This window comes from Serratia sp. J2, from assembly GCF_046269175.1.
In the GTDB taxonomy this organism is placed as follows: Bacteria; Pseudomonadota; Gammaproteobacteria; order Enterobacterales; family Enterobacteriaceae; genus Chania; species Chania fonticola_C.
In genome coordinates, this window is sequence record NZ_JBKABN010000008.1 from 193986 (window position 1) to 220854 (window position 26869).

At 55.4% G+C, this 26869-nt stretch carries 29 protein-coding genes; 25 read left to right on the plus strand and 4 right to left on the minus strand.

Features of this window, described 5'->3' with window-relative positions; translation table 11 throughout:
• Positions 1 to 7: 7 nt before the first annotated feature.
• Positions 8 to 790, plus strand: coding sequence for a PhzF family phenazine biosynthesis protein (locus ACKWMY_RS11180; protein WP_024530815.1), 783 nt, complete (start codon positions 8 to 10; stop codon positions 788 to 790).
• Here ACKWMY_RS11180 and ACKWMY_RS11185 read toward each other — a convergent pair.
• Positions 782 to 1762, minus strand: a complete 981-nt coding sequence (locus ACKWMY_RS11185) for a LacI family DNA-binding transcriptional regulator (protein WP_409486302.1) — start codon at positions 1760 to 1762, stop codon at positions 782 to 784. The genes ACKWMY_RS11180 and ACKWMY_RS11185 overlap by 9 nt on opposite strands.
• Before the next feature lie 233 nt (positions 1763 to 1995).
• On the opposite strand from ACKWMY_RS11185, the gene ACKWMY_RS11190 reads away from it, so the two are divergent.
• The 9 genes from ACKWMY_RS11190 to tauD all read left to right on the plus strand — a co-directional run bounded on the left by ACKWMY_RS11190 (position 1996) and on the right by tauD (position 11020).
• Positions 1996 to 2913 (plus strand): GNAT family N-acetyltransferase, encoded by a 918-nt coding sequence (locus ACKWMY_RS11190; RefSeq protein WP_409486303.1) that lies wholly within the window; start codon positions 1996 to 1998, stop codon positions 2911 to 2913.
• 48 nt (positions 2914 to 2961) lie between these two features.
• Positions 2962 to 4224, plus strand: a complete 1263-nt coding sequence (locus ACKWMY_RS11195) for an MFS transporter (RefSeq protein ID WP_409486304.1) — start codon at positions 2962 to 2964, stop codon at positions 4222 to 4224.
• The gene (locus ACKWMY_RS11200; protein WP_409486305.1) at positions 4217 to 5293 is read left to right on the plus strand and encodes a Gfo/Idh/MocA family protein; all 1077 of its coding nucleotides are present in this window, start codon (positions 4217 to 4219) and stop codon (positions 5291 to 5293) included. Before ACKWMY_RS11195 ends, ACKWMY_RS11200 begins: the two co-directional genes overlap by 8 nt.
• Complete coding sequence (locus ACKWMY_RS11205) at positions 5290 to 6354, plus strand: sugar phosphate isomerase/epimerase family protein (RefSeq protein ID WP_161712868.1); 1065 nt, start codon at positions 5290 to 5292, stop codon at positions 6352 to 6354. Before ACKWMY_RS11200 ends, ACKWMY_RS11205 begins: the two co-directional genes overlap by 4 nt.
• Positions 6351 to 7478 carry a Gfo/Idh/MocA family protein gene (locus ACKWMY_RS11210; RefSeq protein WP_409486306.1) on the plus strand — a complete coding sequence of 376 codons (1128 nt, stop codon included), beginning with the start codon at positions 6351 to 6353 and terminating at the stop codon, positions 7476 to 7478. The genes ACKWMY_RS11205 and ACKWMY_RS11210 overlap by 4 nt, the downstream gene beginning before the upstream one ends.
• 93 nt (positions 7479 to 7571) lie before the next feature.
• Complete coding sequence (gene tauA, locus ACKWMY_RS11215) at positions 7572 to 8567, plus strand: taurine ABC transporter substrate-binding protein (RefSeq protein ID WP_024530822.1); 996 nt, start codon at positions 7572 to 7574, stop codon at positions 8565 to 8567.
• Positions 8568 to 8577: 10 nt separating this feature from the next.
• Positions 8578 to 9345, plus strand: coding sequence for a taurine ABC transporter ATP-binding subunit (gene tauB, locus ACKWMY_RS11220; RefSeq protein ID WP_065684965.1), 768 nt, complete (start codon positions 8578 to 8580; stop codon positions 9343 to 9345).
• A complete protein-coding gene (tauC, locus tag ACKWMY_RS11225; RefSeq protein WP_065684966.1) occupies positions 9342 to 10175 on the plus strand; it encodes a taurine ABC transporter permease TauC in 834 nt (277 codons plus the stop codon). Before tauB ends, tauC begins: the two co-directional genes overlap by 4 nt.
• Positions 10172 to 11020 (plus strand): taurine dioxygenase, encoded by an 849-nt coding sequence (tauD, locus tag ACKWMY_RS11230; RefSeq protein ID WP_409486307.1) that lies wholly within the window; start codon positions 10172 to 10174, stop codon positions 11018 to 11020. Before tauC ends, tauD begins: the two co-directional genes overlap by 4 nt.
• Positions 11021 to 11023: 3 nt before the next feature.
• Here tauD and ACKWMY_RS11235 read toward each other — a convergent pair whose 3' ends face one another.
• Positions 11024 to 11743: an NUDIX hydrolase gene (locus ACKWMY_RS11235; protein WP_409486308.1), complete on the minus strand. Its 720-nt coding sequence runs from the start codon at positions 11741 to 11743 to the stop codon at positions 11024 to 11026.
• Between the two features lie 192 nt (positions 11744 to 11935).
• Here ACKWMY_RS11235 and prs point away from each other — a divergent pair, with 192 nt between their 5' ends.
• Together prs and ACKWMY_RS11245 are read left to right on the plus strand one after the other, a co-directional pair.
• Positions 11936 to 12796, plus strand: coding sequence for a ribose-phosphate diphosphokinase (gene prs, locus ACKWMY_RS11240; protein WP_409486309.1), 861 nt, complete (start codon positions 11936 to 11938; stop codon positions 12794 to 12796).
• A 10-nt stretch (positions 12797 to 12806) separates the two neighbouring features.
• A complete protein-coding gene (locus tag ACKWMY_RS11245; RefSeq protein ID WP_024530828.1) occupies positions 12807 to 14327 on the plus strand; it encodes a nicotinate phosphoribosyltransferase in 1521 nt (506 codons plus the stop codon).
• A gap of 124 nt (positions 14328 to 14451) precedes the next feature.
• Here the strand turns inward: ACKWMY_RS11245 and ACKWMY_RS11250 are convergent, their stop codons facing one another.
• Positions 14452 to 16371: an ABC transporter ATP-binding protein gene (locus tag ACKWMY_RS11250; protein ID WP_024530829.1), complete on the minus strand. Its 1920-nt coding sequence runs from the start codon at positions 16369 to 16371 to the stop codon at positions 14452 to 14454.
• 134 nt (positions 16372 to 16505) lie between these two features.
• On the opposite strand from ACKWMY_RS11250, the gene kefG reads away from it, so the two are divergent.
• The 4 genes from kefG (at position 16506) to slyD (ending at position 19768) form a co-directional block, all read left to right on the plus strand.
• Positions 16506 to 17060, plus strand: a complete 555-nt coding sequence (kefG, locus tag ACKWMY_RS11255; RefSeq protein WP_024482696.1) for a glutathione-regulated potassium-efflux system ancillary protein KefG — start codon at positions 16506 to 16508, stop codon at positions 17058 to 17060.
• Positions 17060 to 18868: a glutathione-regulated potassium-efflux system protein KefB gene (gene kefB, locus ACKWMY_RS11260; RefSeq protein WP_024530830.1), complete on the plus strand. Its 1809-nt coding sequence runs from the start codon at positions 17060 to 17062 to the stop codon at positions 18866 to 18868. The genes kefG and kefB overlap by 1 nt, the downstream gene beginning before the upstream one ends.
• A 14-nt stretch (positions 18869 to 18882) precedes the next feature.
• On the plus strand, positions 18883 to 19086 hold the full coding sequence (locus tag ACKWMY_RS11265; protein ID WP_029711887.1) for a YheV family putative zinc ribbon protein: 204 nt from the start codon (positions 18883 to 18885) through the stop codon (positions 19084 to 19086).
• 94 nt (positions 19087 to 19180) lie between these two features.
• Entirely contained in the window at positions 19181 to 19768 is a 588-nt protein-coding gene (gene slyD / locus ACKWMY_RS11270) for a peptidylprolyl isomerase (RefSeq protein ID WP_021181645.1), read from the plus strand.
• Between the two features lie 45 nt (positions 19769 to 19813).
• Here slyD and ACKWMY_RS11275 read toward each other — a convergent pair whose 3' ends face one another.
• Entirely contained in the window at positions 19814 to 20041 is a 228-nt protein-coding gene (locus ACKWMY_RS11275; RefSeq protein WP_024530832.1) for a protein SlyX, read from the minus strand.
• A 317-nt stretch (positions 20042 to 20358) separates the two neighbouring features.
• Here ACKWMY_RS11275 and fkpA point away from each other — a divergent pair, with 317 nt between their 5' ends.
• From fkpA to ACKWMY_RS11320, 9 genes are all read left to right on the plus strand, one after another.
• On the plus strand, positions 20359 to 21237 hold the full coding sequence (gene fkpA, locus ACKWMY_RS11280) for an FKBP-type peptidyl-prolyl cis-trans isomerase (RefSeq protein WP_409486310.1): 879 nt from the start codon (positions 20359 to 20361) through the stop codon (positions 21235 to 21237).
• 326 nt (positions 21238 to 21563) lie between these two features.
• Positions 21564 to 22286, plus strand: coding sequence for a transcriptional regulator (locus tag ACKWMY_RS11285; protein ID WP_024482691.1), 723 nt, complete (start codon positions 21564 to 21566; stop codon positions 22284 to 22286).
• A complete protein-coding gene (gene tusD, locus ACKWMY_RS11290) occupies positions 22286 to 22675 on the plus strand; it encodes a sulfurtransferase complex subunit TusD (protein ID WP_074032196.1) in 390 nt (129 codons plus the stop codon). The genes ACKWMY_RS11285 and tusD overlap by 1 nt, the downstream gene beginning before the upstream one ends.
• Before the next feature lie 9 nt (positions 22676 to 22684).
• Positions 22685 to 23044, plus strand: a complete 360-nt coding sequence (tusC, locus tag ACKWMY_RS11295) for a sulfurtransferase complex subunit TusC (RefSeq protein WP_024530834.1) — start codon at positions 22685 to 22687, stop codon at positions 23042 to 23044.
• A 9-nt stretch (positions 23045 to 23053) separates the two neighbouring features.
• Positions 23054 to 23341 carry a sulfurtransferase complex subunit TusB gene (gene tusB, locus ACKWMY_RS11300; protein WP_024530835.1) on the plus strand — a complete coding sequence of 96 codons (288 nt, stop codon included), beginning with the start codon at positions 23054 to 23056 and terminating at the stop codon, positions 23339 to 23341.
• Between the two features lie 144 nt (positions 23342 to 23485).
• Positions 23486 to 23860, plus strand: a complete 375-nt coding sequence (gene rpsL, locus ACKWMY_RS11305; RefSeq protein ID WP_021181638.1) for a 30S ribosomal protein S12 — start codon at positions 23486 to 23488, stop codon at positions 23858 to 23860.
• Positions 23861 to 23951: 91 nt separating this feature from the next.
• Positions 23952 to 24422, plus strand: coding sequence for a 30S ribosomal protein S7 (rpsG, locus tag ACKWMY_RS11310; RefSeq protein ID WP_021181637.1), 471 nt, complete (start codon positions 23952 to 23954; stop codon positions 24420 to 24422).
• A gap of 90 nt (positions 24423 to 24512) precedes the next feature.
• Positions 24513 to 26627: an elongation factor G gene (gene fusA, locus ACKWMY_RS11315; protein ID WP_024530836.1), complete on the plus strand. Its 2115-nt coding sequence runs from the start codon at positions 24513 to 24515 to the stop codon at positions 26625 to 26627.
• Between the two features lie 71 nt (positions 26628 to 26698).
• On the plus strand, positions 26699 to 26869 hold a 171-nt coding region (locus ACKWMY_RS11320; RefSeq protein ID WP_235163334.1), incomplete at its 3' end, for a GTP-binding protein.

The following is a 26869-nucleotide window of genomic DNA, read 5'->3' on the forward strand; positions in this document are numbered from 1 at the left end:
AACGCTGATGAACGAAAACTATTTCCATGTGGACGCCTTTATCGGCGAGGGACTGCGGGGCAACCCGGCCGGTGTCTGCCTGCTGCAACAACCGCTGGAGGCGGCACAGATGCAGGCCATCGCCAACGAGCTGAACCTGCCGGAAACCAGCTTTGTCTGGGAGGATGGTGACATGTACGCGATCCGCTGGTTCACGCCAACGCGGGAAGTGGATCTCTGCGGACATGCCACTTTGGCTACGGCGCACGTGCTGTTAAACGTAGCCAACCCGGCTTTGAGCGATATCCGTTTTCGTTCCGCCAGCGGTGAACTGTATGTCAAACGCGATGTGGCCGACGGTGAGAGGCTGATCCTGGATTTCCCTTCTCGCCCACCACAGAAGATTGCTGAACCGCCACGGTTGGCCGCTTTGCTCGGTGTGCAACCGCAGGAAGTGTGGCGAGCCCAGTCGCTGATGGCGGTATTGGCCGATGAGGCGCAGGTCAGGGCGGTACAGCCTGCGATCGCCGAGCTGATTGACCACCTTGGCTGTGGCGTGATCGTCACGGCTCCGGGCGATGAAGTAGATTTTGTCTCGCGCTATTTCTCGCTGGATCGCAGCGAGGATCCGGTCACCGGCTCCGCCCATTGCATACTGATGCCTTACTGGACGGCGCGTCTTGGCCGCCACGTATTGCATGCCAAGCAGCTATCATCACGCGGTGGTGAACTGTTTTGCGAACTGCAAGGGGAGCGTACTTTGCTGGGTGGCCACGCACGTATTTTCTTGCGCGGCACGATTTCAGGTTGAACTCCGTTCCAGCAGTTGCCAATCCAGCACGTCGTGGCAAGGAGGCAACTGCTGGCCCTGAATTTTCTCCAGCAGCAACTGCACGCTGCGCACGCCGAACTGATGCATGGGTTGTACGATGGTGGTCAGCGGCGGGGTGGTGATGCTGCCAAAAGGCACACCGTCAAATCCCATTACCGCGATATCTTCTGGAATACGCAAGCCCTGCTGATGCAAGGTACTCATCGCGCCTCCGGCAATCACATCTGAAATGGCAAATACCGCATCTGGCCGCGGCCCTTCTGCTAGCAAATCATTCATCGCCTTGGCTCCAGCGGCGTAGTCCAGCCCTTCTACGTATTCGACCCGGCAATAGTCCAGCCCCAGCTCTGCCAACGCCTGCCGGTAGCCTTGTTCCCGCTGTTGTGAATACAGATAACGCATATCACCATTGAGCAACGCGATCCGTTGGCGGCCCTTGGCGGCCAAGTGCTGCACACCGGCCATGGCGGCCTGGTGATTATCGATGGTGACGGAGGAGGCGCGGAATTGGGTATCCCCTTCGCCGCATTGTACCCAGGGGAAATCACCGATCATGGCAGTCAGCCCCGGCAAACAGCTGATGGCATCCATGGTGATCACCCCGTCAACCACCTTGCCACTCAGCAGGCTGAGGTAGGCGGATTCACGGGTGGGATTGGATTCCGAGTTGCACAGCAGAATATGGTAACCGTGGCGTTCGGCCTCTTCTTCGATACCGCGTACCACCAGTGAGCAAAAGGGGTTGGTGATATTGGACACCAGCACCAACAGCATCCCGCTGCGGGCAGTGCGCAGTTGGCGTGCCAGCAGATTGGGTTGATAGTCACACGCGCGGATCGCCGCCAGGACCTTATCGCGAGTGGCCGGTTTGACGATCTGTTGGCCGTTCAACACCCGTGAGACGGTGGCCGCTGAGACGCCAGCGATTTTCGCCACCTTTGCTATCGACATGGTTTGCTTTTCCTTCTGCCCGTTTGCCTCGCACAGTATGCGGCAAAAAGTACGATCACTACGAAGAGTTTGTGACAGCGATTACAAATTCATCCTCTACCTGCTTTTAATCATATCAATCCGGTTGCCGAAAAAAAGAAATCGATTACATTTTATTTATCGCAAAATGAAATCGATTACATTTCTAATTTAGACCGAATTACCCCCAATGGTGACGCAATAGGAGGTGGCAGATGGAGATACAGCTTCAGCTAGCGCAGGCGCAGGATCGCAGCGAGATTGCCGCTCTGATCCATTGTTCAACCAATGCCTGGTATCAGCGCCACGGGCTGGGTGACATCTTCTCTGCCGGGCCGGAAAGTTGTGGGCTGTTTGTTGATGTTTATCAGCAGTTGGATGAGGGCCACCACTGGATTGCGCGCGATCAACAAGGGGCAATCTGCGGCTCCTGCTTTTTCCATCCGCGTGAAACTCATTTGGGGTTGGGCATCATGAATGTTCATCCCGATTATTTCGGCCGGAGGATCGCCAGCCGTTTGTTGGCCAAGGCCGACGAACTGGCGGGGGGGTTACCGGTTCGTTTGCTATCCAGCGCGCTAAACCTGGATTCCTATTCGCTCTACCAGCGCGGGGGATTTACCCCGTATGCCCTCTATCAGGATATGACGATCCCAGTGCCGAGCCAGGGATTTGCTTATCCACGCCTGACTCGCGGCCAGGTGCGGGCAGCCCGGCTCGACGATCTGCCCGCCATCCTGGAGCTGGAGCGCGAAATACTGGGCATCGAACGCCAGCGCGATATCGATTATTTCCTCAATGATACCCGTGGACTGTGGCGGGTTGCCGTCTGGGAGCTGGACGAGCGCATCGGTGGCTATTTGGCCTCTGTGGCACACCCGGCTTCCCGCATGTTGGGGCCGGGGTGCAGCCATAGCGAAGAGATCGCCCTTGAGTTACTCGGTTGGATGCTGGATCACCATCATCGCGGTACGACACCGGTGGTATTAGTGCCCGCAGAGCGCTCCGCGCTTAGCCAGGTTTTACTGCGCTGGGGAGGACGAATTTGTGAATTACATGTCGCGCAGGTGAAAGGCCAGGCGCAACAACCCGGCGGCGTGGTGATGCCGTCCTTTTTGCCGGAAAGCGGTTAGCACCGGCGTCGTTGCCGTATTAACCAACCAACACCAATGGGGGGAGTTATGCAAACAGATAGCCTGGCCCTGGGGGCCAAAAGCACCACGTTCAAATGGGTGGTGCCGCGGCTGGCACTGATGATGTTCCTGCAGTTTTTTGTCTGGGGAGCCTGGTACGTCACGCTCGGCGTGGTGATGGGCAAATATGGACTGACCGCGATCATTGGCGATGCCTATTCCACCGGGCCGATCGCCTCCATTCTGTCGCCTTTTGTACTGGGCATGGTGGTCGATCGCTTCTTCGCTTCACAGAAAGTGTTAGCCGTGCTGCACCTGATTGGGGCAGGCCTGCTGTGGATGATGCCGGGCTTCTTTGCTGAAGGGCAGGGCAGCGGTCTACTGTGGCTCATCTTCGGCTATATGCTGTGCTACATGCCCACCATTGCCCTGAGCAACAACGTGGCATTTTATAGCCTGAGCAACAGTGAGAAGGCCTTCCCGATTGTGCGGGCGTTCGGCACCTTTGGCTGGATTGTCGCCGGACTGATTGTCGGCACCAGCGGCCTGTCGGACAGTACCGATATCTTCATGCTGGCTGCCGTAGCTTCGTTGGTATTGGCGATTTACAGCTTTACGCTGCCGCATACCCCTGCACCGGAACGCGGCAAGCCAGTAAAAATGCGCGATCTGCTGTGTGCCGATGCTTTCGCGATGCTCAAGCAGCGCCATTTCCTGGTGTTTATCATCTGCGCCATGCTGATCTCTATCCCGCTGGCGGCGTATTACGCCTATGCTGCGCCGTTCGTTGCCGCGGCCGGTTTCACCAACGTGGGTGGCGTGATGTCGCTGGGGCAAATGTCCGAGCTGTTCTTCATGCTGCTGATCCCGTTCCTGTTTGCCCGCTTGGGGATCAAGTACATGCTGATGATCGGCATGCTTTCCTGGTTCCTGCGCTATGTGATGTTCGCTCTGGGCATTACCGAAGAAATGCGCTGGATGATCTACCTCGGCATCATCCTGCATGGCATGTGCTATGACTTCTTCTTCGTTATCGGCTTTATCTATACCGATAAAGTGGCGGGCGATAAGGTAAAAGGTCAGGCACAAAGCCTGTTGGTGTTGTTCACCTACGGCATCGGTATGCTGATTGGTTCACAAATCAGCGGTGCGCTGTTTAACCATATGGTGACGGCGGAAGGAACTGCGGCGTTGCCGCAATGGCAGCACTTCTGGTGGTATCCGGCCTTCGGTGCATTGGCGATCGCCGCGCTGTTCTTCTTCACCTTCAACTACCGGGATATTCCAGCAGGGGAGAAACGCGATGGCTGATTTGCGGGTGCTGGTGGTGGGCTGCGGCAATATGGGGGCGTCCCATGCCGAGGCCTACCACGCTATGGAAGGGGTGACAATCTGCGGTCTGGTGGCTCGGGGCGAGTCGCGTGAGTTGCTCAATCAACATTTGGGGGGCGACTATCCCACCTTTAGCGACTTTGAGTTGGCGCTGGCGCAAACCCGGCCTGATGCCGTGTGCCTGACCACTTATCCGGACACCCACGAAACCTACGCCTTGGCAGCACTGGCGGCGGGATGTCATCTGTTTATCGAAAAGCCGCTCGCCACCACGGTAGCAGGGGCTGAAAGGGTGATTGCTGCTGCTCATCAGGCACAACGACAGGTGGTGGTGGGCTATATTCTGCGCCATCACCCCTCTTGGCAGCAGTTTGTGGAGCTCGCTCGCGGTTTGGGTAAGCCCTTGGTGATGCGGATGAACCTCAACCAGCAAAGCCACGGGCAGATGTGGAATGTGCATCGCAACCTGATGCAGTCATTGTCGCCAATCGTTGATTGCGGAGTACATTATCTGGACGTGATGTGCCAGATGGCCCAGGCAGAACCGATCAGCGTAAGCGCTATTGGTGCCCGGCTGACCGATGACCTGCCGCAGGGGATGTATAACTACGGCCAGCTACAGGTGCGTTTTGCCGACGGATCGATCGGCTGGTACGAAGCGGGCTGGGGGCCGATGATCAGTGAAACGGCTTACTTTGTGAAAGACGTCATTGGGCCGCGCGGCGCGGTTTCGATCGTGGCCCGTCATCACGAAAGGGCTTCTGACGATGTCGGGGGACATACCAAAACCGAATCATTGCGGGTGCATTACGCCGATTTAGACGATGAGAATCGCTTTAAGCGACCGGATCGCTGGATCGATTGCCAGGATGAGCCGGACCATTTAGCGCTGTGCCTGAGTGAACAGCGTTACTTTTTGCGGGCTATTCGTGAGGGGCTGGATCTCAATCAGCATCTTCAGGATGCGCTGAACAGCTTACGGGTGGTGCTGGCTGCGGACGAGGCGGTACGCAGCCAACGTACGGTGATTTTAGGGAGAGAAGCATGAAGACGATGCAGGGGCCGGGGCTGTTTCTGGCGCAGTTTATCGCCGAGCAGGCCCCGTTTAATACGTTGGATGGCCTGGCGGAGTGGGCTGCCGGGCTGGGCTTCACCAGCGTCCAGATCCCCACGCTTGAGCCGGCCATTTTCGATCTGGCGCTGGCGGCGCGTAGTCAGGATTATTGTGATGAGATCGTCGCCCGGCTTGGGCGGCACGGTATTCGCATCAGCGAGCTGTCGACGCATTTGCAAGGGCAGTTGGTCGCCGTCCATCCGGCCTACGATCTGGCCTTTGACGGTTTTGCTCCGCCAGAAATCCGGGGTAAACCACAGCTGCGGCAAGCCTGGGCAACGGAGCAACTGTTGCTGGCAGCACAGGCATCTCAGCGCTTGGGGCTAACGGCCCATGCGACCTTCTCTGGGGCGCTGGCGTGGCCCTATTTCTATCCTTGGCCGCCGCATAATGCGTTACTGTTGGAAGAGGCCTTCGAACAGTTGGCCAAGCGCTGGCTGCCGATCCTGGACGCCTTCGATCGGGCTGGTGTAGATGTGTGCTATGAGCTGCATCCGGGGGAGGATTTACATGACGGCGTGACCTTTGAACGCTTTTTGGCCAAGGTCGGCAATCATCCCCGCTGCCATATTCTCTATGATCCGAGCCATCTGCATTTGCAGCAGATGGACTATCTGGGCTTTATCGATTGTTATCACCCACGTATCCGCGCATTTCACGTCAAAGATGCCGAGTACCGCCCCAACGCCCGCAGCGGCGTATATGGGGGCTACCAACCGTGGTTGGAAAGGCCTGGGCGCTTCCGTTCGTTGGGGGACGGGCAGATCGATTTCCCGGCGATTTTCAGCAAGCTGACGCAGTACGGCTTCCCTGGAGTCGCTACGTTGGAATGGGAGTGCTGCCTTAAGTCGCCGGAGGCTGGGGCACGCGAAGGTGCCGCCTTTATCGCCCGCCATATAATTCCGGTAGCGGAACGGGCCTTTGATGATTTTGCCGCGGTGGATACTGACCGTGAGCGAGTCAGAGCCATGCTGGGCGTGGAGGATGCATCATGAGATTGAAGCTGGGAATGGTAGGTGGTGGTGAAGGCGCGTTTATTGGCGCGGTGCATCGGCTGGCGGCGCGGATGGACGATGAGTTTGAGCTGGTCGCCGGGGCTTTCTCCTCCGATAGACAAAACTGTCTGCGCACCGGGGCGCTACTGCATCTGCAACCGGAACGCTGCTATGCCGATTTTAGCCAGATGGCGTTGGCGGAAGCGGCACGCGAGGATGGAATTGATGTCGTTGCGATCGTGACCCCGAATCATTTGCACGCCCCAGTCGCCAGTGCCTTTCTCAACGCCGGGATTGATGTTATCTGCGATAAGCCGTTATGCACCTCCTATGCCGAGGCTCTGCAACTGGCACAAATGGTGCGCCACAGCGGCAGACAACTGATCCTGACCCATAACTACAGCGCCTACCCGCTGGTGCGTGAGGCACGTAGCCGGATATTGGCGGGGGAGTTGGGTGAGATCCGCTTCATTGAGGTGGAATATCTGCAGCAGTGGCTGGCAAAACCGCTGGAACTGACCGACAACAAGCAGGCCGGTTGGCGTGCGCAGCCGGAAAAAGCCGGATCCGGTTGCATCGGTGACGTAGGTACCCACGCCTGGCAACTGGCAGAGTTTGTCAGTGGCATGTTGCCTGAGGCGATCAGCGCTGAGCTGACGTCATTCATCGCGGGGCGCAAGCTGGATGACGACGTGCGAGTGCAGATGCGTTATGCCAACGGTGCCAAAGGTCGGCTCTGGGCTAGCCAGGTAGCCTGTGGTCATGAGAATGGGCTGAAGTTACGAGTTTACGGCAGTGAGGGCAGCCTGGAGTTTTGCCAGGAAAACCCGAACCAGCTGTGGATACGGCCTTTTGACGCGCCCCCCTATTGCATCACCCGCGCTTCGGCATTTCAGCACGTAGAGAACCGCCAATTGGCCCGCGTACCCGCTGGGCATCCTGAAGGTTATCTGGAAGGGTTTGGCCAGATTTACCGTGAAGCGGCCCGGTGTTTGCGTGATGACCCTTCGGCGGCACCGTTGTTACCAGGGATTGAAACGGGTGTGCAAGGGATGGCGTTTATTGATGCCGCTCAGCGCAGTAGCCGTGCAGGGGGAGAGTGGGTGGCATTGATATCGCCATAAGTAATAAAGAATATTTTTTTATTCTTTTATTGCCGAACGCCGCTCAGATAAAACTGTTGGTCACAGCACAGAATTTTATCAACGGAGCGGATCATGGCGAGCAAACTTTTCTCATTACGCAGTGCAGTATTGTTGGCTTTATCGCTCGGTGCGGCCAGTGCCCAGGCAGTGGACGTCACCGTGGCGTACCAGACCTCCGCCGAACCGGCCAAGGTGGCGCAGGCGGAAAACAGCTTTGCCAAACAGTCTGGCGCGACCGTTGACTGGCGCAAGTTCGATAGCGGCTCCAGCGTGTTGCGTGCGCTGGCCTCTGGCGACGTGCAGATTGGCAATATCGGCTCCAGCCCGCTGGCCGTGGCCGCCAGCCAGAAGCTCCCTATCGAAGTGTTCCTGATCGCCTCACAGCTGGGCAGTTCCGAAGCGCTGGTGGTGAAAAAGGACATCAAATCTCCCCAGGATCTGATCGGTAAGCGTATTGCGGTACCGTTCATTTCCACCACTCACTACAGCCTGCTGGCCTCTCTGAAACACTGGGGCATCAAACCTGACCAGGTGCAAATTCTCAACCTGCAACCGCCAGCCATTGCAGCGGCCTGGCAGCGTGGGGATATCGACGGGGCTTACGTATGGGCTCCGGTGGTCAATGAACTCGCCAAACAGGGCAAGGTGTTGACCGACTCCGAGCAGGTTGGCCAGTGGGGCTCACCAACGCTGGACGTGTGGGTAGTGCGCAAAGACTTTGCCGAGCAGCATCCGGAAGTCGTCACCGCGTTTGCTGCCAGCGCCCTGAAAGCGCAGAAGGCCTATCTGGCACAGCCGGAACAGTGGCTGAAAGACTCAAGCAACCTCAGCACGCTGGCTCGCCTGAGCGGAGTTCCGCCAGAGCAGGTGCCGGAACTGGTGAAGGGTAACCGCTACCTGCCGGTCGCCGATCAGATTACTCAACTGGGCCAGCCGGTAGATAAAGCCATTCGTGATACCGCCGAGTTCCTCAAGCAACAAGGCAAGATCCCGCAGGTGGACAGTGATTACAGTGCCTATGTGACCGACCGCTTTGTCAAACAGGTGCAGGCTGCGCCGCAGTCGTAAGGGGTCCGCCATGCTAAACGTTAACCATCTTTCGGCCGATTATCAGGGGCGTGCGGCGCTGCGCGATGTGTCGTTCCAGATAGCCAGAGGGCAATTGGTGGTGGTGTTGGGGCCTTCTGGCTGCGGCAAGACCACGTTGCTGAATTTGATCGCCGGGTTTATTGAGCCAACGGCAGGCAGCATTACGCTGGACGATGTCCCCATCAAAGGCCCAGGAGCCGAGCGGGGCGTGGTCTTCCAGCATGAAGGCTTACTGCCGTGGCGCAACGTGGTGGATAACGTGGAGTTTGGTTTACAGCTGGCCGGTGTGGCCAAGCCGCAACGCCGCAAGGTGGCGCAGCAGATGTTGCAACGTGTGGGGCTGACCGGCTATGAACAACACTTTATCTGGCAACTGTCCGGTGGGATGCGTCAGCGGGTGGGCATTGCCCGCGCCTTGGCTGCCGATCCTCGGCTATTGCTGCTGGATGAGCCTTTCGGGGCGCTGGACGCATTCACTCGCGAACAGATGCAGGAACTGCTGTTGAACATTTGGCGCGATACCGGCAAGCAGGTGCTGCTGATCACCCATGACATTGAAGAAGCGGTATTCCTGGCCAGCGAGCTGATACTGCTTTCTCCTGGCCCTGGGCAGGTGGTGGAGCGTTTATCGCTGAATTTTGGCCAGCGCTATGCCGCCGGAGAGGCTTGCCGCGCCATCAAGTCCGATCCTGAGTTTATCGCCCAGCGTGAATACGTGCTGGGCCGGGTGTTCCAACAGCGCGAGGCCTTGCTATGAGCCTGCATTCTGTTCTGAAAGCCGCAGTACCGACAGCGGTGCGTCAATCTCGTTTCACGCTGCCGCACAGCCTCAAGTTGAGCACGGCAACCTTGCTGGTGCTATTGGCGGTCTGGTGGGCGGTAACCGCCTTGCAACTGGTCAGCCCGTTATTTCTGCCCGCGCCGCAGCAGGTATTGCATCAGTTGGTGGTCATTGCCAGCCCGCAAGGCTTTATGGATGCCACGTTGTGGCAACACTTAGCCGCCAGCCTGGGCAGAATCCTGGTAGCGCTGCTTGCTGCGGTGGTCATCGGTGTCCCGGTGGGTATTGCGATGGGACTGAGTGAGACGGTACGTGGCCTGCTCGATCCCCTGATTGAAATTTATCGCCCGGTGCCGCCGCTGGCCTATCTGCCACTGATGGTGATCTGGTTTGGCATTGGCGAAACCTCGAAAATCCTGCTGATCTACCTGGCGATTTTTGCCCCGGTGACGCTTTCGACCGTCGCAGGCGTACGCAGCGTAGCGCAGGTGCGCATTCGTGCTGCACAAGCTTTGGGAGCTAACCGCTGGCAACTGTTGCGCTTTGTGGTGTTGCCCAGCGCGCTTCCGGAAATTCTGACCGGCATCCGTATTGGCCTGGGCGTCGGCTGGTCTACGCTGGTGGCCGCCGAACTGATTGCCGCCACGCGCGGTCTGGGATTCATGGTGCAGTCCGCAGGTGAGTTTTTGGCGACCGACGTAGTGATCGCTGGTATCAGCGTGATTGCGATAATTGCATTTGGTCTGGAGCTGGGGCTGCGTGCCTTACAGCGCCGTTTGACCCCCTGGCATGGAGTACAGCAATGAACGAACGTTTGGCAATTACCCCGTTGGGGCCTTATATCGGCGCGTTGGTGGAAAACGTCAATCTGGCGCGGCCACTGGGCGACGGCCAGTTTGAACAGCTTTATCATACTTTGCTCAAACATCAGGTGCTGTTCCTGCGCGAACAGCCAATCACACCGCTACAACAGCGCGAGCTGGCAGGGCGCTTCGGCGATTTGCATATTCACCCGGTGTATCCACATGCTCCCGATGTGGAGGAGATCATTGTGCTGGATACCCATAACGATAACCCGCCGGATAACGACAACTGGCATACCGACGTTACCTTTATTGAAAACCCGCCGCAGGGGGCGATTTTAGCCGCCAAGCAGCTGCCGACGACCGGTGGGGACACGCTGTGGGCCAGCGGGATTGCCGCCTATGAGGCGTTGTCCGGACCCTTTAAGCGGCTGTTGGCTGGGTTACAGGCGGAACATGACTTCACCAAGTCGTTCCCCGAGTATAAACATCGTGGTAGCGAGGAGGAGCATCAGCGCTGGCAGTTGGCCGTGCAGAAAAACCCACCTTTGCTGCATCCGGTGATCCGCACCCATCCGGTGACCGGCAAGCAGGCGCTGTTCGTCAATGAGGGGTTTACTACGCGGATTGTCGATCTGGCGGCGAAGGAGAGTGATGCCTTGCTGAGCTTCTTGTTTGCGCATATCACCAAGCCGGAGTTTCAGGTGCGCTGGCGCTGGCAGGCCAATGATATTGCCATCTGGGATAACCGGGTGACGCAGCATTACGCCAACGCGGATTACCTGCCGCAGCGGCGTATTATGCACCGCGCGACCATTCTGGGAGATAAGCCGTTCTATCGCGCCTGAGGATCACTCCACCATCAGGTTTCTGGAAAAGTTTCTCATATCTATTCCCGCTTTCCTGCGATACAGGCGTGCCTTACGTGCGCCTGTTGCCACTCTCTCGCCGGTTTCCTCAAACATTTCCGAAGCGTCAAAACGCCGCATCAGGCTTTTGCGCTGTACCGTATGCGACAAGATGATCTCAATCACTTCCTGCAACTGGGAAAGCGTGAACTCCGCTGGCAGGCAATAGACCGGCAGCATGGAGTAAGCCGTTTTTTGCCGCAGCCGCTGCAGTGCCGCTTCTACGATCGTTTGATGATCGAAAGCCAGCTGCTGCGCTTGCAGGCTGTCCAACGGCACCCAGGCTACGTCGCTCACGTCGGCGATATGCGGCTGGCAATCGGCATGGGCGATCAGAGCAAAGTAGACCGTGGTCAGGCTCCAGCCGCGCGGGTCCCTTTCGGGGCCGGAAAAACTGGCCAACTGCGCCAGATAGGGTGGCACCAAACCGGTTTTTTCCCTCAGTTTACGTTCGGCCGTCGCTTGCGTGGAGGTGTCACGCTGCAAATCGATAAACCCACCGGGCAATCCCCACTGATCGAGGAAAGGCTGATTAGCGCGCTTGGCCAACAGCACGCACAGCTTCCCGCCGTGTACGGTAAACAGCACGCTGTCGACGGTGACAAGCGGTGAGGGGAAGAGGCGCGGATCGTAGTTTTTCAGGTACTCGGCTTGCGTGGTCATGCTGGCGCTCGGCTAAAAAGGTCTTTGAGACAATATAACAATAGCTGCTGGCTAATGATAATTATTAAAAGCTCAAATAAACAAATGGTTAAGCGATTTCTCTGCGATTAAGGCATTTTTCGCTTGCCAATAAATGTCTCTTGGACAATTATATAAGTGTCCCAGGGACAATAATTAGCGGGGGAGAAAAATATGAGCGCACAGCTGCAGTTGTTTTTGAACGACATTGAAGTGAAGGTGACAACCGGGCAGTTTCCCGATGGGGCGGTGTATGCCCGTTTTGCACAGCCTGAAACAACGGGGGCTTGGCAGATGCGTATACGTGCCAGCGCAATGCGCAGCATGGATGACTTCATGCTGTTGGCACAGTTGACGCAGGCGGTACGCCACCAGTTTCTGATCAAAGAAAGCCTGCTTGAGCTGTCTTACCTGCCCTACGCCCGCCAGGATCGCCATATGACCTCCGGCGACAGCTTTGCGCTCAAGGTGTTCGGCCAATTACTAAACACCTTGGCGTTTGACCGCGTGACGGTGCTCGATCCACACAGTGAAGTGGCTGCCGCCGTGATCGACAACATGCACATCATTACTCAGCAACAGTGCATGCAGCACAGCAGCAGACTGGCCAATTTACTGACCCAGCAGCAGCTGTTACTGATGGCTCCGGATGCCGGAGCGCTGAAAAAAATTCACGCGGTGGCGGCGCACTTTGGCATCGCGCAATACGGCATCCTGACCAAACACCGGGACGTATTCAGCGGCGAACTGACGGGTTTCGAGCTGCTGGCCGGTGATGTGCAGGGCAAAGACGTGCTGATTGTGGATGACCTGTGCGACGGCGGCGGTACCTTTATCGGCTCGGCCAAGGTGTTGCGTCAGGCGGGGGCTCGTACGGTCAGCCTGTATGTCACCCACGGGGTGTTTTCCAAAGGCACTGCGGCTTTGCTGAGCCAAGGCATCGATAACATCTATAGCACCACTTCCTATGCTGCGGCGGAACTCGCTGAGCAACGTGTTGAACTGATTGATATTGCGCGTATCTACGCTCACTAAGGAACCGACTATGTTGACCAATCCTATTCTGGCGATTGATGGCTATAAAGTGTCACACCGTGAGCAGTATCCGCTGGGTACTACGCGGATCTATTCCAACTTCACGCCGCGCAGCGATCGGTTCTTTGCTTCCCCGTTGCCGGACGGCCAACTGGTGTTCTTTGGTTTGCAGGGTTTGTTGCAGTGGTTCATGGTGGATCTCTTCAACCAACAGTTTTTTGCCCAACCGGAAGAGCAGGTAGTGGGGGAATATAAAAAGCTGATGGATAGCTACATTGGTCAGGACCGAGTCTGCGTGGAGCATATTCGCGCCCTGCATCAGCTGGGCTATCTGCCGCTGCATATCAAAGGGCTGGATGAAGGCAGCAAGGTGAGGATGAAGGTGCCTGTGTTGACCATCACCAATACGCGTGAGGAGTTCTTCTGGCTGGTCAACTACCTGGAAACGGTGATCTCGGCCGAACTGTGGAAGGCTTCCACCAATGCCACCATTGCCCACCATTACCGCAAGATCTGCCAGATGTGGGCGGATAAAACCTGTGATGACCTGGCGCATCTGGATTTCCAATGCCACGACTTTTCTTTCCGCGGCATGTCGGGCATGCATGATGTCGCGCAATCCGGTGCCGGGCATTTGCTCAGCTTCAAGGGGACCGACAACATTCCTGCGGTGCTGTACGCACAGAAGTATTATCCAACCGCTGAAGATTACTTCGTGGCTGGCAGCATTCCCGCCACCGAACATAGTGTGATGTGCATGGGAGAGCAGGCAACGGAGATCGAAACGTTCCGCCGCCTGATTGAAGATCTTTACCCGAACGGGCTGGTTTCCATCGTGTCGGATACCTGGGATTACTGGCAGGTGCTGACGGAGTTTACTCGTGAGTTACACAGCAAGATTATGGCGCGCGATGGCCGAGTGGTCTTCCGCCCAGACAGTGGCGACCCGGTGGCTATTCTTTGTGGAACCGGCGACGACAGCGATCGCAGTACGCAACGTAGCCCCGAAGAGAAAGGCTCGGTGGAAGTGTTGTGGGAAATCTTTGGCGGCACGGTTAACAGCAAGGGCTACAAAGTGTTGGATCCGCATGTCGGGCTGATTTATGGAGACTCCATCACTCTGGAACGCGCCCAGGAAATTCTGCAACGGCTGGAAGCGAAAGGTTTTGCCAGTTCTAACGTAGTGTTTGGCGTAGGTTCCTTTACTTATCAGTATAATACCCGCGATACCTTTGGTTTCGCGATGAAGGCCACCTACGGTGAGGTGAACGGAGTGGGGCGCCCTATCTTCAAACAACCGAAGACCGACAGCGGTCTGAAACAGTCTGCACGCGGTTTGTTGCGGGTGGTCCGCGATGAAGCAGGGGAATATCAACTGCTGGATAATCAGGATTGGCAGCAGGAACAGCAGGGCGAACTGAAAACGCGCTTCCTGGATGGCAAACTCTATAACCAGGACTCACTGGAGCAGATCCGCCAGCGCATTGCCTGCCCCTCGCCCCAACCCGCTCCCACAGGGCGAGGGAGCTGAATTGAGCTCGTAGGTGATTACAGAGTTAATATTTAACTAGTTGATATAAAGGATTATAACCAGAGTTAAGCTGTAGCACGATAGAGCCCCTCTCCCTGTGGGAGAGGGTGAGGGGGGCGTTAAATCAACTCTCTGCTTCAAACGCCTGGGTGAGCGTCTCCAGCTGTTCCTGGGCATCCAGCCAGGTCATTTCCGTTTCTTCCAGAGCGGATTTCGCCTGGCTTTGCTTTTGCAGGCAGGCGGTCAGATCGGCTTTACGGCTGATGTCGTACAGCGCCGAGTCTGCCAGCTGTTCTTCCACCGCGGCCAATTCGGCACCCAGCTTATCCATCTGTTGTTCCAGCTTGGCGATCTGCTTACGCAGTGGTTGGGTTTGCGTACGGAATTCGGCTTCACGGCGCTTTTGGTCTTTACGCGCCTGGGCGCTGTTGCCGTTATCCTGTTTCGGTGCGGCATCCTGCTGTGCCTGCTGCTTTTGCAGATCGCTAAGCCACTGCTGGTAATCGTCCAGATCGCCCTCGAACTGCTCCACCTGGCCATCGTGCACCAGATACAGATCGTCGGTAGTAGAACGCAGCAGATGGCGGTCGTGCGAAACCACCACCAATGCCCCTTCGAAATCGATCAGCGCTTCGGTCAACGCCTGGCGCATATCCAGATCCAGGTGGTTGGTCGGTTCATCGAGCAGCAGCAGGTTAGGGCGCTGCCAGACGATCAGCGCCAGCACCAGCCGTGCCTTTTCACCGCCGGAGAAACGTTCGGTGATTTCGGTGACTTTATCGCCCTGGAAGCCGAAGCCGCCAAGGTAATCGCGTAATTGCTGTTCTAACACGCGAGGGGCGATGCGGCTCAGATGTTGCAGTGGAGACTCATCGGCGCGCAGGAATTCCAACTGATGCTGGGCGAAGTAACCCAGTTTGATGCCCTTTGCCAGCCCGATCTCCCCGCTTAGCGGCTCCAGCGTGCCAGCCAGCATTTTGATCAGCGTTGATTTACCGGCACCGTTACGCCCCAACAGGCCAATACGTGAACCGGGCACCAGGTTGAGCTTGATTGACTGCAAGATCACTTTGTCGCCATAGCCTGCGCTGACTTTTTCCATGCGCAGCAAGGGGTTTGGCAGACTTTCGGGTTGGCGGAAGCTAAACGTGAACGGGTTATCGACGTGCGCTGGGGCAATCAGCTCCATCCGTTCCAGCATTTTGATGCGGCTCTGTGCCTGTTTGGCCTTGGTGGCCTGAGCACGGAAACGGTCAATATAGCTTTGCAGATGCGCCACTTTTTCCTGTTGGCTCTGATACAGCGACTGTTGCTGTGCCAGTTTGGTGACGCGCTGGCGCTCGAAGGAGGAATAGTTGCCGGTATATTCGTTGATGGTCTCATTTTCGATGTGCAGGATCTTGTCGACGATTGGGTCGAGGAAATCACGGTCATGCGAAATCAGTACCAGGGTGCCCGGATAGCTTTTCAGCCAGCGTTCCAACCAGATCACTGCATCCAGATCCAGGTGGTTGGTGGGTTCGTCCAGCAACAGCAGATCGGAGCGGCAAACCAAAGCCTGAGCCAGGTTGAGGCGCATACGCCATCCGCCCGAGAAGGCGCGCACCGGGCTTTGCAACTGTTCGTTGGAAAAGCCTAAACCGTGCAACAGGCTGGCGGCACGGGAACGGATGGTCCAGGCATCCAGGGCATCGAGCTTGCCGTGCAGCGTGGCGATGGCGTGGCCGTCGTTATTATCGTTTGCCACCTGTAATTCGGCTTCCAACTGGCGGAATTCCCGATCTCCATCGATAACATACTCAATGGCGGGCACGTCCAGTGCCGGTGTTTCCTGATTCACCCAGGCCAGCGCCCAGTTGTTTGGGAAGGTGTAGCTGCCACCGTCTGCGGCGATCTCACCTTTCAACAGGGCCAGCAGCGTCGATTTCCCACAGCCGTTCTTACCCACCAGGCCAACCTTCTGACCTGGATTAACCGTCGCCGTGGCGTTGTCCAACAGGACGCGGGTGCCGCGTCGGATTTGTAGCGAGGAGAAAACAATCATAAAGCGCCGTTTGTTCAGAGTATGTTAAATTGAATTGAGTTTACGTTAACAGGACGCGTAGCAGTCCTATTATTAGTCTTTGCGTTGCATGGTAACGGAAATCCGCCACCCTGACGACGCTTTGGAGGGGAATGATGTCACAGCCGCCGAAGGTTTTGCTGCTGTATGCCCATCCGGAATCCCAGGACTCGGTAGCAAACCGGGTTTTGTTACAACCGGCACAGCAGTTGGAACATGTCACCGTGCACGATTTATACGCGCACTATCCGGATTTCTTTATTGATATCCATCACGAGCAACAACTGCTGCGCGACCATCAGGTCATCGTTTTCCAACATCCCCTGTATACCTATAGCTGCCCAGCCTTGCTGAAAGAGTGGCTGGACCGTGTACTGTCCCGTGGCTTTGCCAGTGGGATGGGCGGTAATGCGCTGGCAGGCAAATACTGGCGTTCGGTGATCACTACCGGGGAGCCGGAAGGTGCCTATCGCACCGGCGGTTACAATCGCTACCCGATCGAGGATATTCTGCGCCCTTTTGAGCTGACTGCGGCCATGTGTCATATGCATTGGCTGACGCCGATCCTCGTCTACTGGGCACGCCGCCAGAAACCAGAAGTGCTGAGCAGCCACGCCAGCGCCTATGGCGATTGGTTGCGTAACCCTTTACCGCACACCGGGAGGCACTGATGGAAGGTTCCTCGCTATTAACCGCCATACTGCTGTTCCTGTTTGCTGCGGTGGTGACGGTGCCGATCGCCCGCCGTCTGGGGATCGGGGCTGTTTTAGGCTATCTGATCGCCGGTATCGCCATCGGCCCGTGGGGATTGGGATTCATTCGGGATGTGGATGAAATTCTGCATTTCTCCGAGTTGGGTGTGGTGTTCCTGATGTTTATCATCGGGCTGGAACTGAACCCGGCCAAACTATGGGAACTGCGTCGTTCGATCTTTGGTGTTGGTGCCGGGCAGGTACTGGCCACGGCCGCCGTGCTCGGCGCGCTGCTGTATTTCAGCCATTTTGCCTGGCAGGCGGCAGTGATCGGCGGCATTGGTCTGGCCATGTCATCGACGGCCATGGCGCTGCAGCTGATGCGTGAAAAGGGGATGAACCGTAACGAGGGGGGCCAGCTAGGTTTCTCGGTGCTGCTGTTCCAGGATATGGCGGTGATCCCGGCGTTGGCGCTGATCCCGATCCTGGCCGGTGGCGCAGGTACCAGCGACGATTGGGCAAAAATCGCTATGAAGGTGGCGGCCTTCGGCGGCATGCTGATCGGGGGGCGCTTCCTGTTACGCCCGTTATTTCGTTATATCGCCTCATCTGGGGTGCGTGAAATATTTACGGCCGCCGCGTTGTTGGTGGTGCTGGGGGCAGCGTTGTTTATGGATGCCCTTGGCCTGTCGATGGCATTGGGGACTTTTATCGCCGGGGTGCTACTGGCTGAGAGCGAATATCGCCATGAGCTGGAAATCGCCATTGAGCCTTTCAAAGGGTTGTTGCTCGGGCTGTTCTTCATCTCGGTAGGCATGGCACTGAATATGGGCGTGTTGTATACCCATCTGCTGGAAGTGCTGCTTGGCGTGGTGATCCTGGTGGCGGTGAAGTCGGGTGTGTTGTACTCAATGGCGCGTATCTTTGGCCTGCGGCGCTCGGTACGTCTGCAATTTTCCGGGGTGCTGAGCCAAGGCGGTGAGTTTGCCTTCGTGCTGTTCTCGGCGGCTTCGACGCAGCATATCTTCGATGACGAACAACTGGCCTTGCTGCTGGTCGTGGTGACGCTCTCAATGATGACCACGCCACTGCTGATGCAGATTATCGATCGCATTCTGGCCCGCCGCTATAACGCCAAGGATGAGGATGAAGAGGCTCCCTACGTGGCAGATGACGATCCGCAGGTAATCATCGTCGGTTTCGGCCGCTTCGGGCAGGTAATTGGCCGCTTGCTGATGGCTAACAAGAAGCGTATCACCGTGCTGGAGCGGGACGTTAGCGCGGTTGGCGTATTGCGCCGATACGGTTACAAGGTTTACTACGGGGATGCCACGGAGCTGGAACTGCTGAGGGCAGCCGGTGCGGCAAAGGCCAAATCTATCGTCATTACCTGCAATGAGCCGGAAGATACCATGGCCATCGTCCATCTGTGTCAGCAGCACTTCCCCAACCTGTCCATTTTGGCGCGGGCGAGGGGGCGTGTGGAAGCGCATGAGTTGCTACAGGCTGGCGTAAAACAGTTTAGTCGTGAAACCTTCTCCAGCGCCCTGGAGCTTGGGCGCAAGGCGTTAACGGAGTTGGGGATGCACCCACATCAGGCTTATCGCGCTCAGCAGCATTTTCGCCGTCTGGATATGCGTATGCTGCGTGAACTGATGCCGCCGCATCTTGGGGACGTGGCCCAGATTTCCCGCGTGAAAGAAGCCCGGCGCGAGCTGGAAGAACTTTTCCACCGCGAAATGCAAAAAGAAAAACGGCAGTTCGACGGCTGGGATGAATACGAATAATTCGGAGCACAAAGATGTCTGCAACACGTAAAAGATTTATCGCCGGGGCGGTTTGCCCAAGCTGTAACGCTATGGATACGCTGGCGGTTTGGCGTGAAGACCAGGTCGAAGTGGTGGAGTGCGTCAAGTGTGGCCACCATCAGCGCCAGACCGAGCAACAGGTGGAAAAACACGTTCGGCCGCAGGAGCAGGTGATCGGTATTTTTGATCCGGAGTAGCGTTATCTGCCGTGATTTTTTATGCTGAAGGGTACAGCGCTGGAGATTTCCGCTACAATCTCCACCGATTTAGTTTCCAACGGTAGGAGATATCATGAAAGTAACAAAAGACTTGGTGGTCAGCCTGGCTTACCAAGTACGTACAGAAGACGGTGTTTTGGTTGATGAGTCTCCGGTGAGTGCACCGTTGGACTATCTGCACGGGCATGGCTCTCTGATCGCAGGTCTGGAAAAAGCACTTGAAGGTCACGAAGCGGGCGATCGTTTCGACGTTCATGTTGCCGCTAACGAAGCTTACGGCAACTACGATGAAAACCTGGTGCAGCGCGTTCCTAAAGACGTCTTTATGGGCGTTGATGAACTGCAGGTAGGCATGCGCTTCCTGGCTGATACCGATCAGGGCCCGGTTCCGGTTGAAATCACCGAAGTTGATGGTGACCACGTAGTGGTTGATGGTAACCACATGCTGGCTGGCCAAGACCTGAACTTCCATGTAGAAGTTGTGGCGCTTCGTGAAGCGACCGAAGAAGAACTGGCTCACGGCCACGTTCACGGTGAGCACGATCATCACCACGAACACGGTGACGGCTGCTGCGGCGGTCATGGCCACGATCACGACCACGATCATGACCACGGCAAGAAAGGCGGCTGTGGTGGCAACGGTGGTTGCGGCTGCCACTAATCCTGGTGCTGTAACTGCAACAAAAGGTCGCTTCGGCGGCCTTTTTTAGTAATGCGGGGGAGGCGTCTCTTCCGACTGTGAAGCGATCATCGAAGGTTGGCTAGCGCGCAGCTTGTCGGTCAGCAGGCGCAGATGTTCCTGTATCTTCAGCATTTCAAGCTGATGCTGCACCACGGTTTGATTGAGTTCCTCAATCGTCACTTCCTGAAAGGCCTGGCGGCTTTCCATCTCTTCCAACCGCAGCAGCAGGTTGTCGTAGTCTTTCTCGTGCATAATGTTACCTCTGGCACTGTTAAATCTGGGATTCTGGCACTATGTTATCAGTAGCGCTCGGCTTTGTGCCTGCCAATTTCGGCAAGCGGTTTTTCACTGCCGTAGAGCGGGTAATTCAATCCGCAAAGTCGATAAATAAAATCGTTAATTATCAATGCTATTTTTATTTTTCTTGAACTTTGCTACCAATATGAGGTCACATCTTGACTCGATTGGTTACCTGTGTGACTGTTTTGTTTTGTTTCAGGCAGCTATAGTAGCCCGGTTAACTTACTTAATGATGGTTTGAGGCACCGCTTCAGACACTGGAGAAATGGATGAAATCTTTGTTTAAAGTCACGCTTCTGGCAACCACTATGGCTCTTGCTCTGAATGCGACCCAAGTGATGGCAGCCGATGCGGCCAAACCTGCTGATGCAGCTACCGTTACCACTACCGGTGAGGTTGCGCCTGCTGCTGAAGCGGCTAAACCTGCAGAAGCACCAAGCACCGGCAAGTTCAAGAATGACGATGAGCAGGTAGCTTACGCACTGGGTGTTCAACTCGGCCGCTACATGGAAAACTCGCTGGATGAACAAGAAAAGCTGGGCATCAAGCTGGACAAAGATGTGATGCTTGGGGCTGTTAAGGACGCGTTTGCCAAGCAGAGCAAGCTGAATGACTCTGACATCGAAAAAACCCTGCAAGGTTTTGAAGTGCGCGTGAAGGCTTCCGCTCAGGCGAAGATGGAGCAGGACGCGAAAGAAAACGAAGCGAAAGGCACTAAATACGCTGAAGCCTTCGCCAAAGAAAAAGGCGCGAAGAAAACCGAATCTGGTCTGCTGTACAAAGTAGAGAAAGAAGGGACCGGTGAAGCACCGAAAGACAGCGATACCGTAGTGGTAAACTACAAAGGTACCCTGACCGACGGCACCGTGTTTGACAACTCCTACGATCGCGGCGAGCCATTGTCATTCCGTCTGGACGGCGTGATCCCAGGCTGGACCGAAGGCCTGAAGCACATCAAGAAAGGTGGCAAGATCAAACTGGTTATCCCACCAGCACTGGCCTACGGTAAAAATGGCGTTCCAGGGATCCCTGCCAACTCCACGCTGGTGTTTGACGTTGAACTGCTGGATGTGAAACCGGCAGCCAAGGCTGACGACAAAACAGAAAAAGCGGCTGATGAAGCTGCTGCAGACGCTAAAGCCAAATAAGTCTGAGATTTTCCCAACCGCCGCGAATGTCCTTCGCGGCGGTTTTCATTTCTGCGCTACCAAGAATGCAAAATATCCTGCAACTTTACTCCCTGTCTCTACTGATCGCTTGACGCCTGCCGGGCATCGGGCTTAACGTCAATATCACGCGCAAATGTAAGAACCAGCATCTGACCGTTTTGCTAGACTCTGGGTCTGAACTTATGAATCATGCGCCTGCCCCTTAGGGCGTGTACCTAAAACTGCTCCCGGCAGCGATTGCTTCCTGCGCGAGCCGTTTTAGTTGCGTCCCCTGGCACAGGCGATCTATGTAGGTGGTATCTTCGATGTCAAATTCGCTTTTATCCAGCGAAGCCAGCGAACTTGATTTGCTGAATGAGCGTCCGTTTAGTCAGACGGACCATGAAATCCTGAAGTCGTATGAAGTCGTGGTCGACGGGCTGGCGATGCTGATTGGTGGGCACTGCGAAATCGTACTGCACTCCCTGGAGGATTTGAAATGCTCCGCCGTGCGTATCGCCAATGGCGAGCACACCGGGCGTAAAATCGGTTCGCCGATCACCGATCTGGCACTGCGTATGCTGCATGATATGGCGGGCGATGACAGCAGCGTCTCTAAAGCCTATTTCACCCGGGCCAAAAGTGGCGTGTTGATGAAGTCGGTGACGATTGCCATCCGCAATCGCGAACAGCGGGTGATCGGCCTGCTGTGTATCAACATGAACCTCGATGTGCCGTTCTCGCAGATCATCCAGACCTTTATGCCGCCGGAAACGCAGGAGGTGGCCTCCTCGGTCAACTTCGCCTCCTCGGTTGACGATCTGGTAGCGCAGACGTTGGAGTTCACCATCGAAGAGGTGAATGCCGATCGCAACGTGTCCAATAACGCCAAAAATCGCCAGATCGTACTCAACCTGTACGAGAAAGGCATTTTTGACATCAAAGACGCGATCAATCAGGTTGCCGATCGTCTGAATATCTCCAAACATACGGTTTACCTGTATATCCGCCAGTTCAAGAGTGGCGATCTGCTGGGCAATGAGCGCTGATGCTTAACTACTGCCTATTGGTCACCGGCCCGGCTTATGGCACTCAGCAAGCGAGCAGCGCCTGGCAGTTCGCCCAGGCCCTGTTGGCGGCAGGCCACCGCATTACCAGCGTCTTTTTCTATCGCGAAGGGGTGCTGAATGCCAACCAGCTATCATCTCCGGCCAGCGATGAATTCGATCTGGTGCGTGCGTGGGTTGATCTGGCCCAGCGGCATAGTGTGGAGCTTAACGTCTGTGTGGCGGCAGCTTTGCGCCGTGGCGTAGCCGATGAGCAAGAAGCTGCGCAGCTGGCGTTGGCGGCCGCTAACCTGCAGCCGGGGTTTACCCTCAGCGGTTTGGGCTCATTGGCAGAAGCGGCGTTGAGCAACGATCGCCTGGTACAGTTTTAAGTGAGCAGAATGAAGCGAGTTGCGTTTGTATTTACCCAGGGGCCACATGGCAGCGCTTCTGGCAGAGAGGGGCTGGATGCGGTACTGGCGACGTCGGCACTGAGCGAGGATATCGGCGTGTTTTTTGTCGGCGATGGCGTGTTGCAACTGCTGCCGGGCCAACAACCCGAAAAGATCCTGGCCCGCAATTACATCGCCACCTTTGGCGTATTGCCGCTGTATGACGTTGAAAACTGCTATCTCTGCGCAACGGCCATCCAGGAGCGCGGCCTACAACAGGTCACGGACTGGGTGCTGAAGGCCGAAATTCTGCCGCCTGATACTCTGCGCCAGAAACTGGCCGCTTACGATGTGGTCATGACTTTCTAGGAAATTTTGATGCTGTATACCCTCAGCCATTCCCCAACCCGTTGCGACCTGCCTGCATTGTTAAGACTCACCAGAGAAGGTGATGCCTTGCTGTTGTTGCAAGACGGCGTGTTGGCTGGCCTGGCCGGTAGCGCCAGCCTTGATTTATTGCTCAATGCCCCCATATCCCTTTATGCGCTGCAGGACGATCTGGATGCCAGAGCCCTGTCTGGTCATTTTTCACACAAAATAACGCTAATCGGTTATACTGACTTCGTTGTGTTAACCGAGAAACACCACAGCCAAATGGCATGGTAATGCGTGTGATGTTGTATATTTCTTGACACCTCTACCAGTCAGCCATAAAATTCTGCGTCCTCGTACTGTGCCAAAAGTGCATACGGGGGATTTATCACATGTTTACGAAGCAAAAAACGAAGCAAAACCCAGGAGCTTTTTTTAATGACTACGATTAATCAGCTGGTTCGCAAACCACGCTCTGTGAAGGCTGCTAAAAGCAACGTTCCAGCGCTGGAAGCTTGCCCGCAGAAACGTGGCGTATGTACTCGCGTATATACTACCACCCCGAAAAAACCAAACTCCGCACTGCGTAAAGTTTGCCGTGTGCGTTTGACTAACGGTTTCGAAGTGAGTTCTTACATCGGTGGCGAAGGCCACAACCTGCAGGAACACTCCGTAATCCTGATCCGTGGCGGTCGTGTTAAAGACTTGCCAGGTGTGCGTTACCACACCGTCCGTGGTGCACTTGACTGCTCCGGCGTTAAAGACCGTAAGCAAGCTCGTTCCAAGTACGGCGTGAAGAAGCCAAAGGCTTAATGGTTCTCCGTTAAGTAAGGCCAAACATTTTAATGTCAAAATAAACTCGTAGAGTTTTGGACAATCCTGAAATTTTCAACGGAGTATTTCCATGCCACGTCGTCGCGTAATAGGCCAACGTAAAATCCTGCCAGATCCTAAGTTCGGATCCGAGCTGTTGGCTAAATTTGTAAACATTCTGATGGTAGATGGCAAGAAATCTACTGCAGAAGCAATCGTCTATACCGCGCTGGAGACCCTGGCTCAGCGTTCTGGTAAAGGTCACCTGGAAGCTTTCGAAGTCGCTCTCGACAACGTTCGCCCGACTGTAGAAGTTAAGTCTCGCCGCGTTGGTGGTTCTACTTACCAGGTACCAGTTGAAGTTCGTCCGGTTCGTCGTAATGCCCTGGCAATGCGTTGGATCGTTGATGCCGCTCGTAAACGTGGTGATAAATCCATGGCTCTGCGCCTGGCGAACGAACTGTCTGATGCAGCAGAGAACAAAGGTTCTGCTGTTAAGAAGCGTGAAGACGTTCACCGTATGGCAGAAGCCAACAAGGCGTTCGCCCACTACCGCTGGTAATCCACGCAGTAGTTATGCTAACCAAGTGGGCGCTTCAAGAAGCCAACCCGCTTGGTTTCACCGAACCGCCTAAGGCAATAGAGGAATCAAATGGCTCGTACAACACCCATTGAGCGCTACCGTAATATCGGTATCAGTGCTCACATCGACGCCGGTAAGACCACAACTACCGAACGTATCCTGTTCTACACCGGTGTAAACCACAAAATCGGTGAAGTTCATGACGGCGCCGCCACCATGGACTGGATGGAACAAGAGCAGGAGCGTGGTATTACCATTACTTCTGCAGCGACAACTGCTTTCTGGTCTGGTATGGCCAAGCAGTTTGAGCCGCACCGTGTAAACATCATCGACACCCCAGGGCACGTTGACTTCACCATCGAAGTAGAACGTTCCATGCGTGTGCTTGATGGCGCGGTAATGGTTTACTGTGCTGTTGGTGGTGTTCAGCCACAGTCTGAAACCGTATGGCGTCAGGCTAACAAATACAAAGTGCCACGCATCGCGTTCGTTAACAAAATGGACCGTATGGGTGCCAACTTCCTGAAAGTTGTTGGTCAGCTTAAATCTCGTCTGGGCGCAAACCCGGTTCCATTGCAGCTGGCAATTGGCGCAGAAGAGAAATTCACCGGTGTTGTTGACCTGGTGAAAATGAAAGCCATCAACTGGAACGAAGCTGATGCAGGCGTGACCTTCGAATACGAAGAGATCCCAGCTGACATGCAAGAACTGGCTGCTGAATGGCACCAGAATCTGGTTGAGTCTGCTGCTGAAGCCTCTGATGAGCTGATGGACAAATACCTGGGCGGCGAAGAGCTGACCGAGGAAGAAATCAAGAAAGCTCTGCGTCAGCGCGTGCTGAACAACGAAGTGATTCTGGTAACCTGTGGTTCTGCCTTTAAAAACAAAGGCGTACAGGCAATGCTGGATGCGGTTGTCGAATACCTGCCAGCACCAAATGACGTTGAAGCTATCAACGGTATTCTGGACGACGGTAAAGATACCCCGGCAGTGCGTCATTCTGACGACTCAGAGCCGTTCTCTGCACTGGCGTTCAAAATCGCTACCGACCCATTCGTGGGTAACCTGACGTTCTTCCGTGTGTACTCTGGCGTTGTTAACTCCGGTGACACCGTTCTGAACTCCGTGAAGGCCGCGCGTGAGCGTCTTGGCCGTATCGTTCAGATGCACGCTAACAAGCGTGAAGAGATTAAAGAAGTTCGTGCAGGCGACATCGCTGCGGCAATCGGTCTGAAAGACGTAACTACCGGTGATACGCTGTGTGATCCAAATAGCCCGATCATTCTTGAGCGTATGGAGTTCCCTGAGCCGGTAATCTCCGTAGCGGTAGAACCAAAAACCAAAGCTGACCAAGAAAAAATGGGTCTGGCTCTGGGCCGTCTGGCGAAGGAAGACCCATCATTCCGCGTATGGACTGACGAAGAATCAGGTCAGACCATCATCGCAGGTATGGGTGAACTTCACCTGGATATCCTGGTTGACCGTATGCGTCGTGAATTTAACGTTGAAGCGAACGTGGGTAAACCACAGGTTGCTTACCGTGAAGCAATTCGCGCGAAAGTTACTGACATCGAAGGTAAACACGCCAAGCAGTCTGGTGGTCGTGGTCAGTATGGTCATGTTGTTATCGACATGTACCCACTGGAGCCGGGCTCAAATCCGAAAGGCTACGAGTTCATCAATGACATCAAAGGTGGTGTGATCCCAACGGAATACATCCCTGCCATTGATAAAGGCCTCCAGGAGCAACTTAAGTCTGGTCCACTGGCCGGTTATCCGGTAGTTGATCTCGGTGTGCGTCTGCATTTCGGTTCTTTCCACGATGTTGACTCCTCCGAATTGGCGTTTAAACTGGCCGCGTCTATCGCCTTTAAAGATGGCTTTAAGAAAGCAAAACCTGTTTTGCTTGAGCCTATCATGAAGGTTGAAGTTGAAACGCCGGAAGAGAACACTGGTGACGTCATCGGTGACCTTAGCCGTCGTCGTGGTCAACTGAAAGGTCAGGAATCCAACGCTACTGGCGTTCAGATTCACGCTGAAGTTCCGTTGTCCGAGATGTTTGGATACGCAACTCAACTGCGTTCTCTGACCAAAGGCCGTGCTTCTTACTCCATGGAGTTCCTGAAGTACGATGATGCGCCGAACAACGTCGCTCAGGCCGTAATTGAAGCCCGTGGTAAATAAGCTTTCGGGTTTAACACATTGATCAGTGCTCCCTCCATGAGGGGGGAGCAAAAGAGTTAAGGAATATAGCCGTGTCTAAAGAAAAATTTGAACGTTCCAAACCGCACGTTAACGTTGGTACTATCGGCCACGTTGACCACGGTAAAACTACCCTGACCGCTGCAATCACTACCGTTCTGGCTAAAACCTACGGTGGTTCTGCACGTGCTTTCGACCAGATCGATAACGCGCCAGAAGAAAAA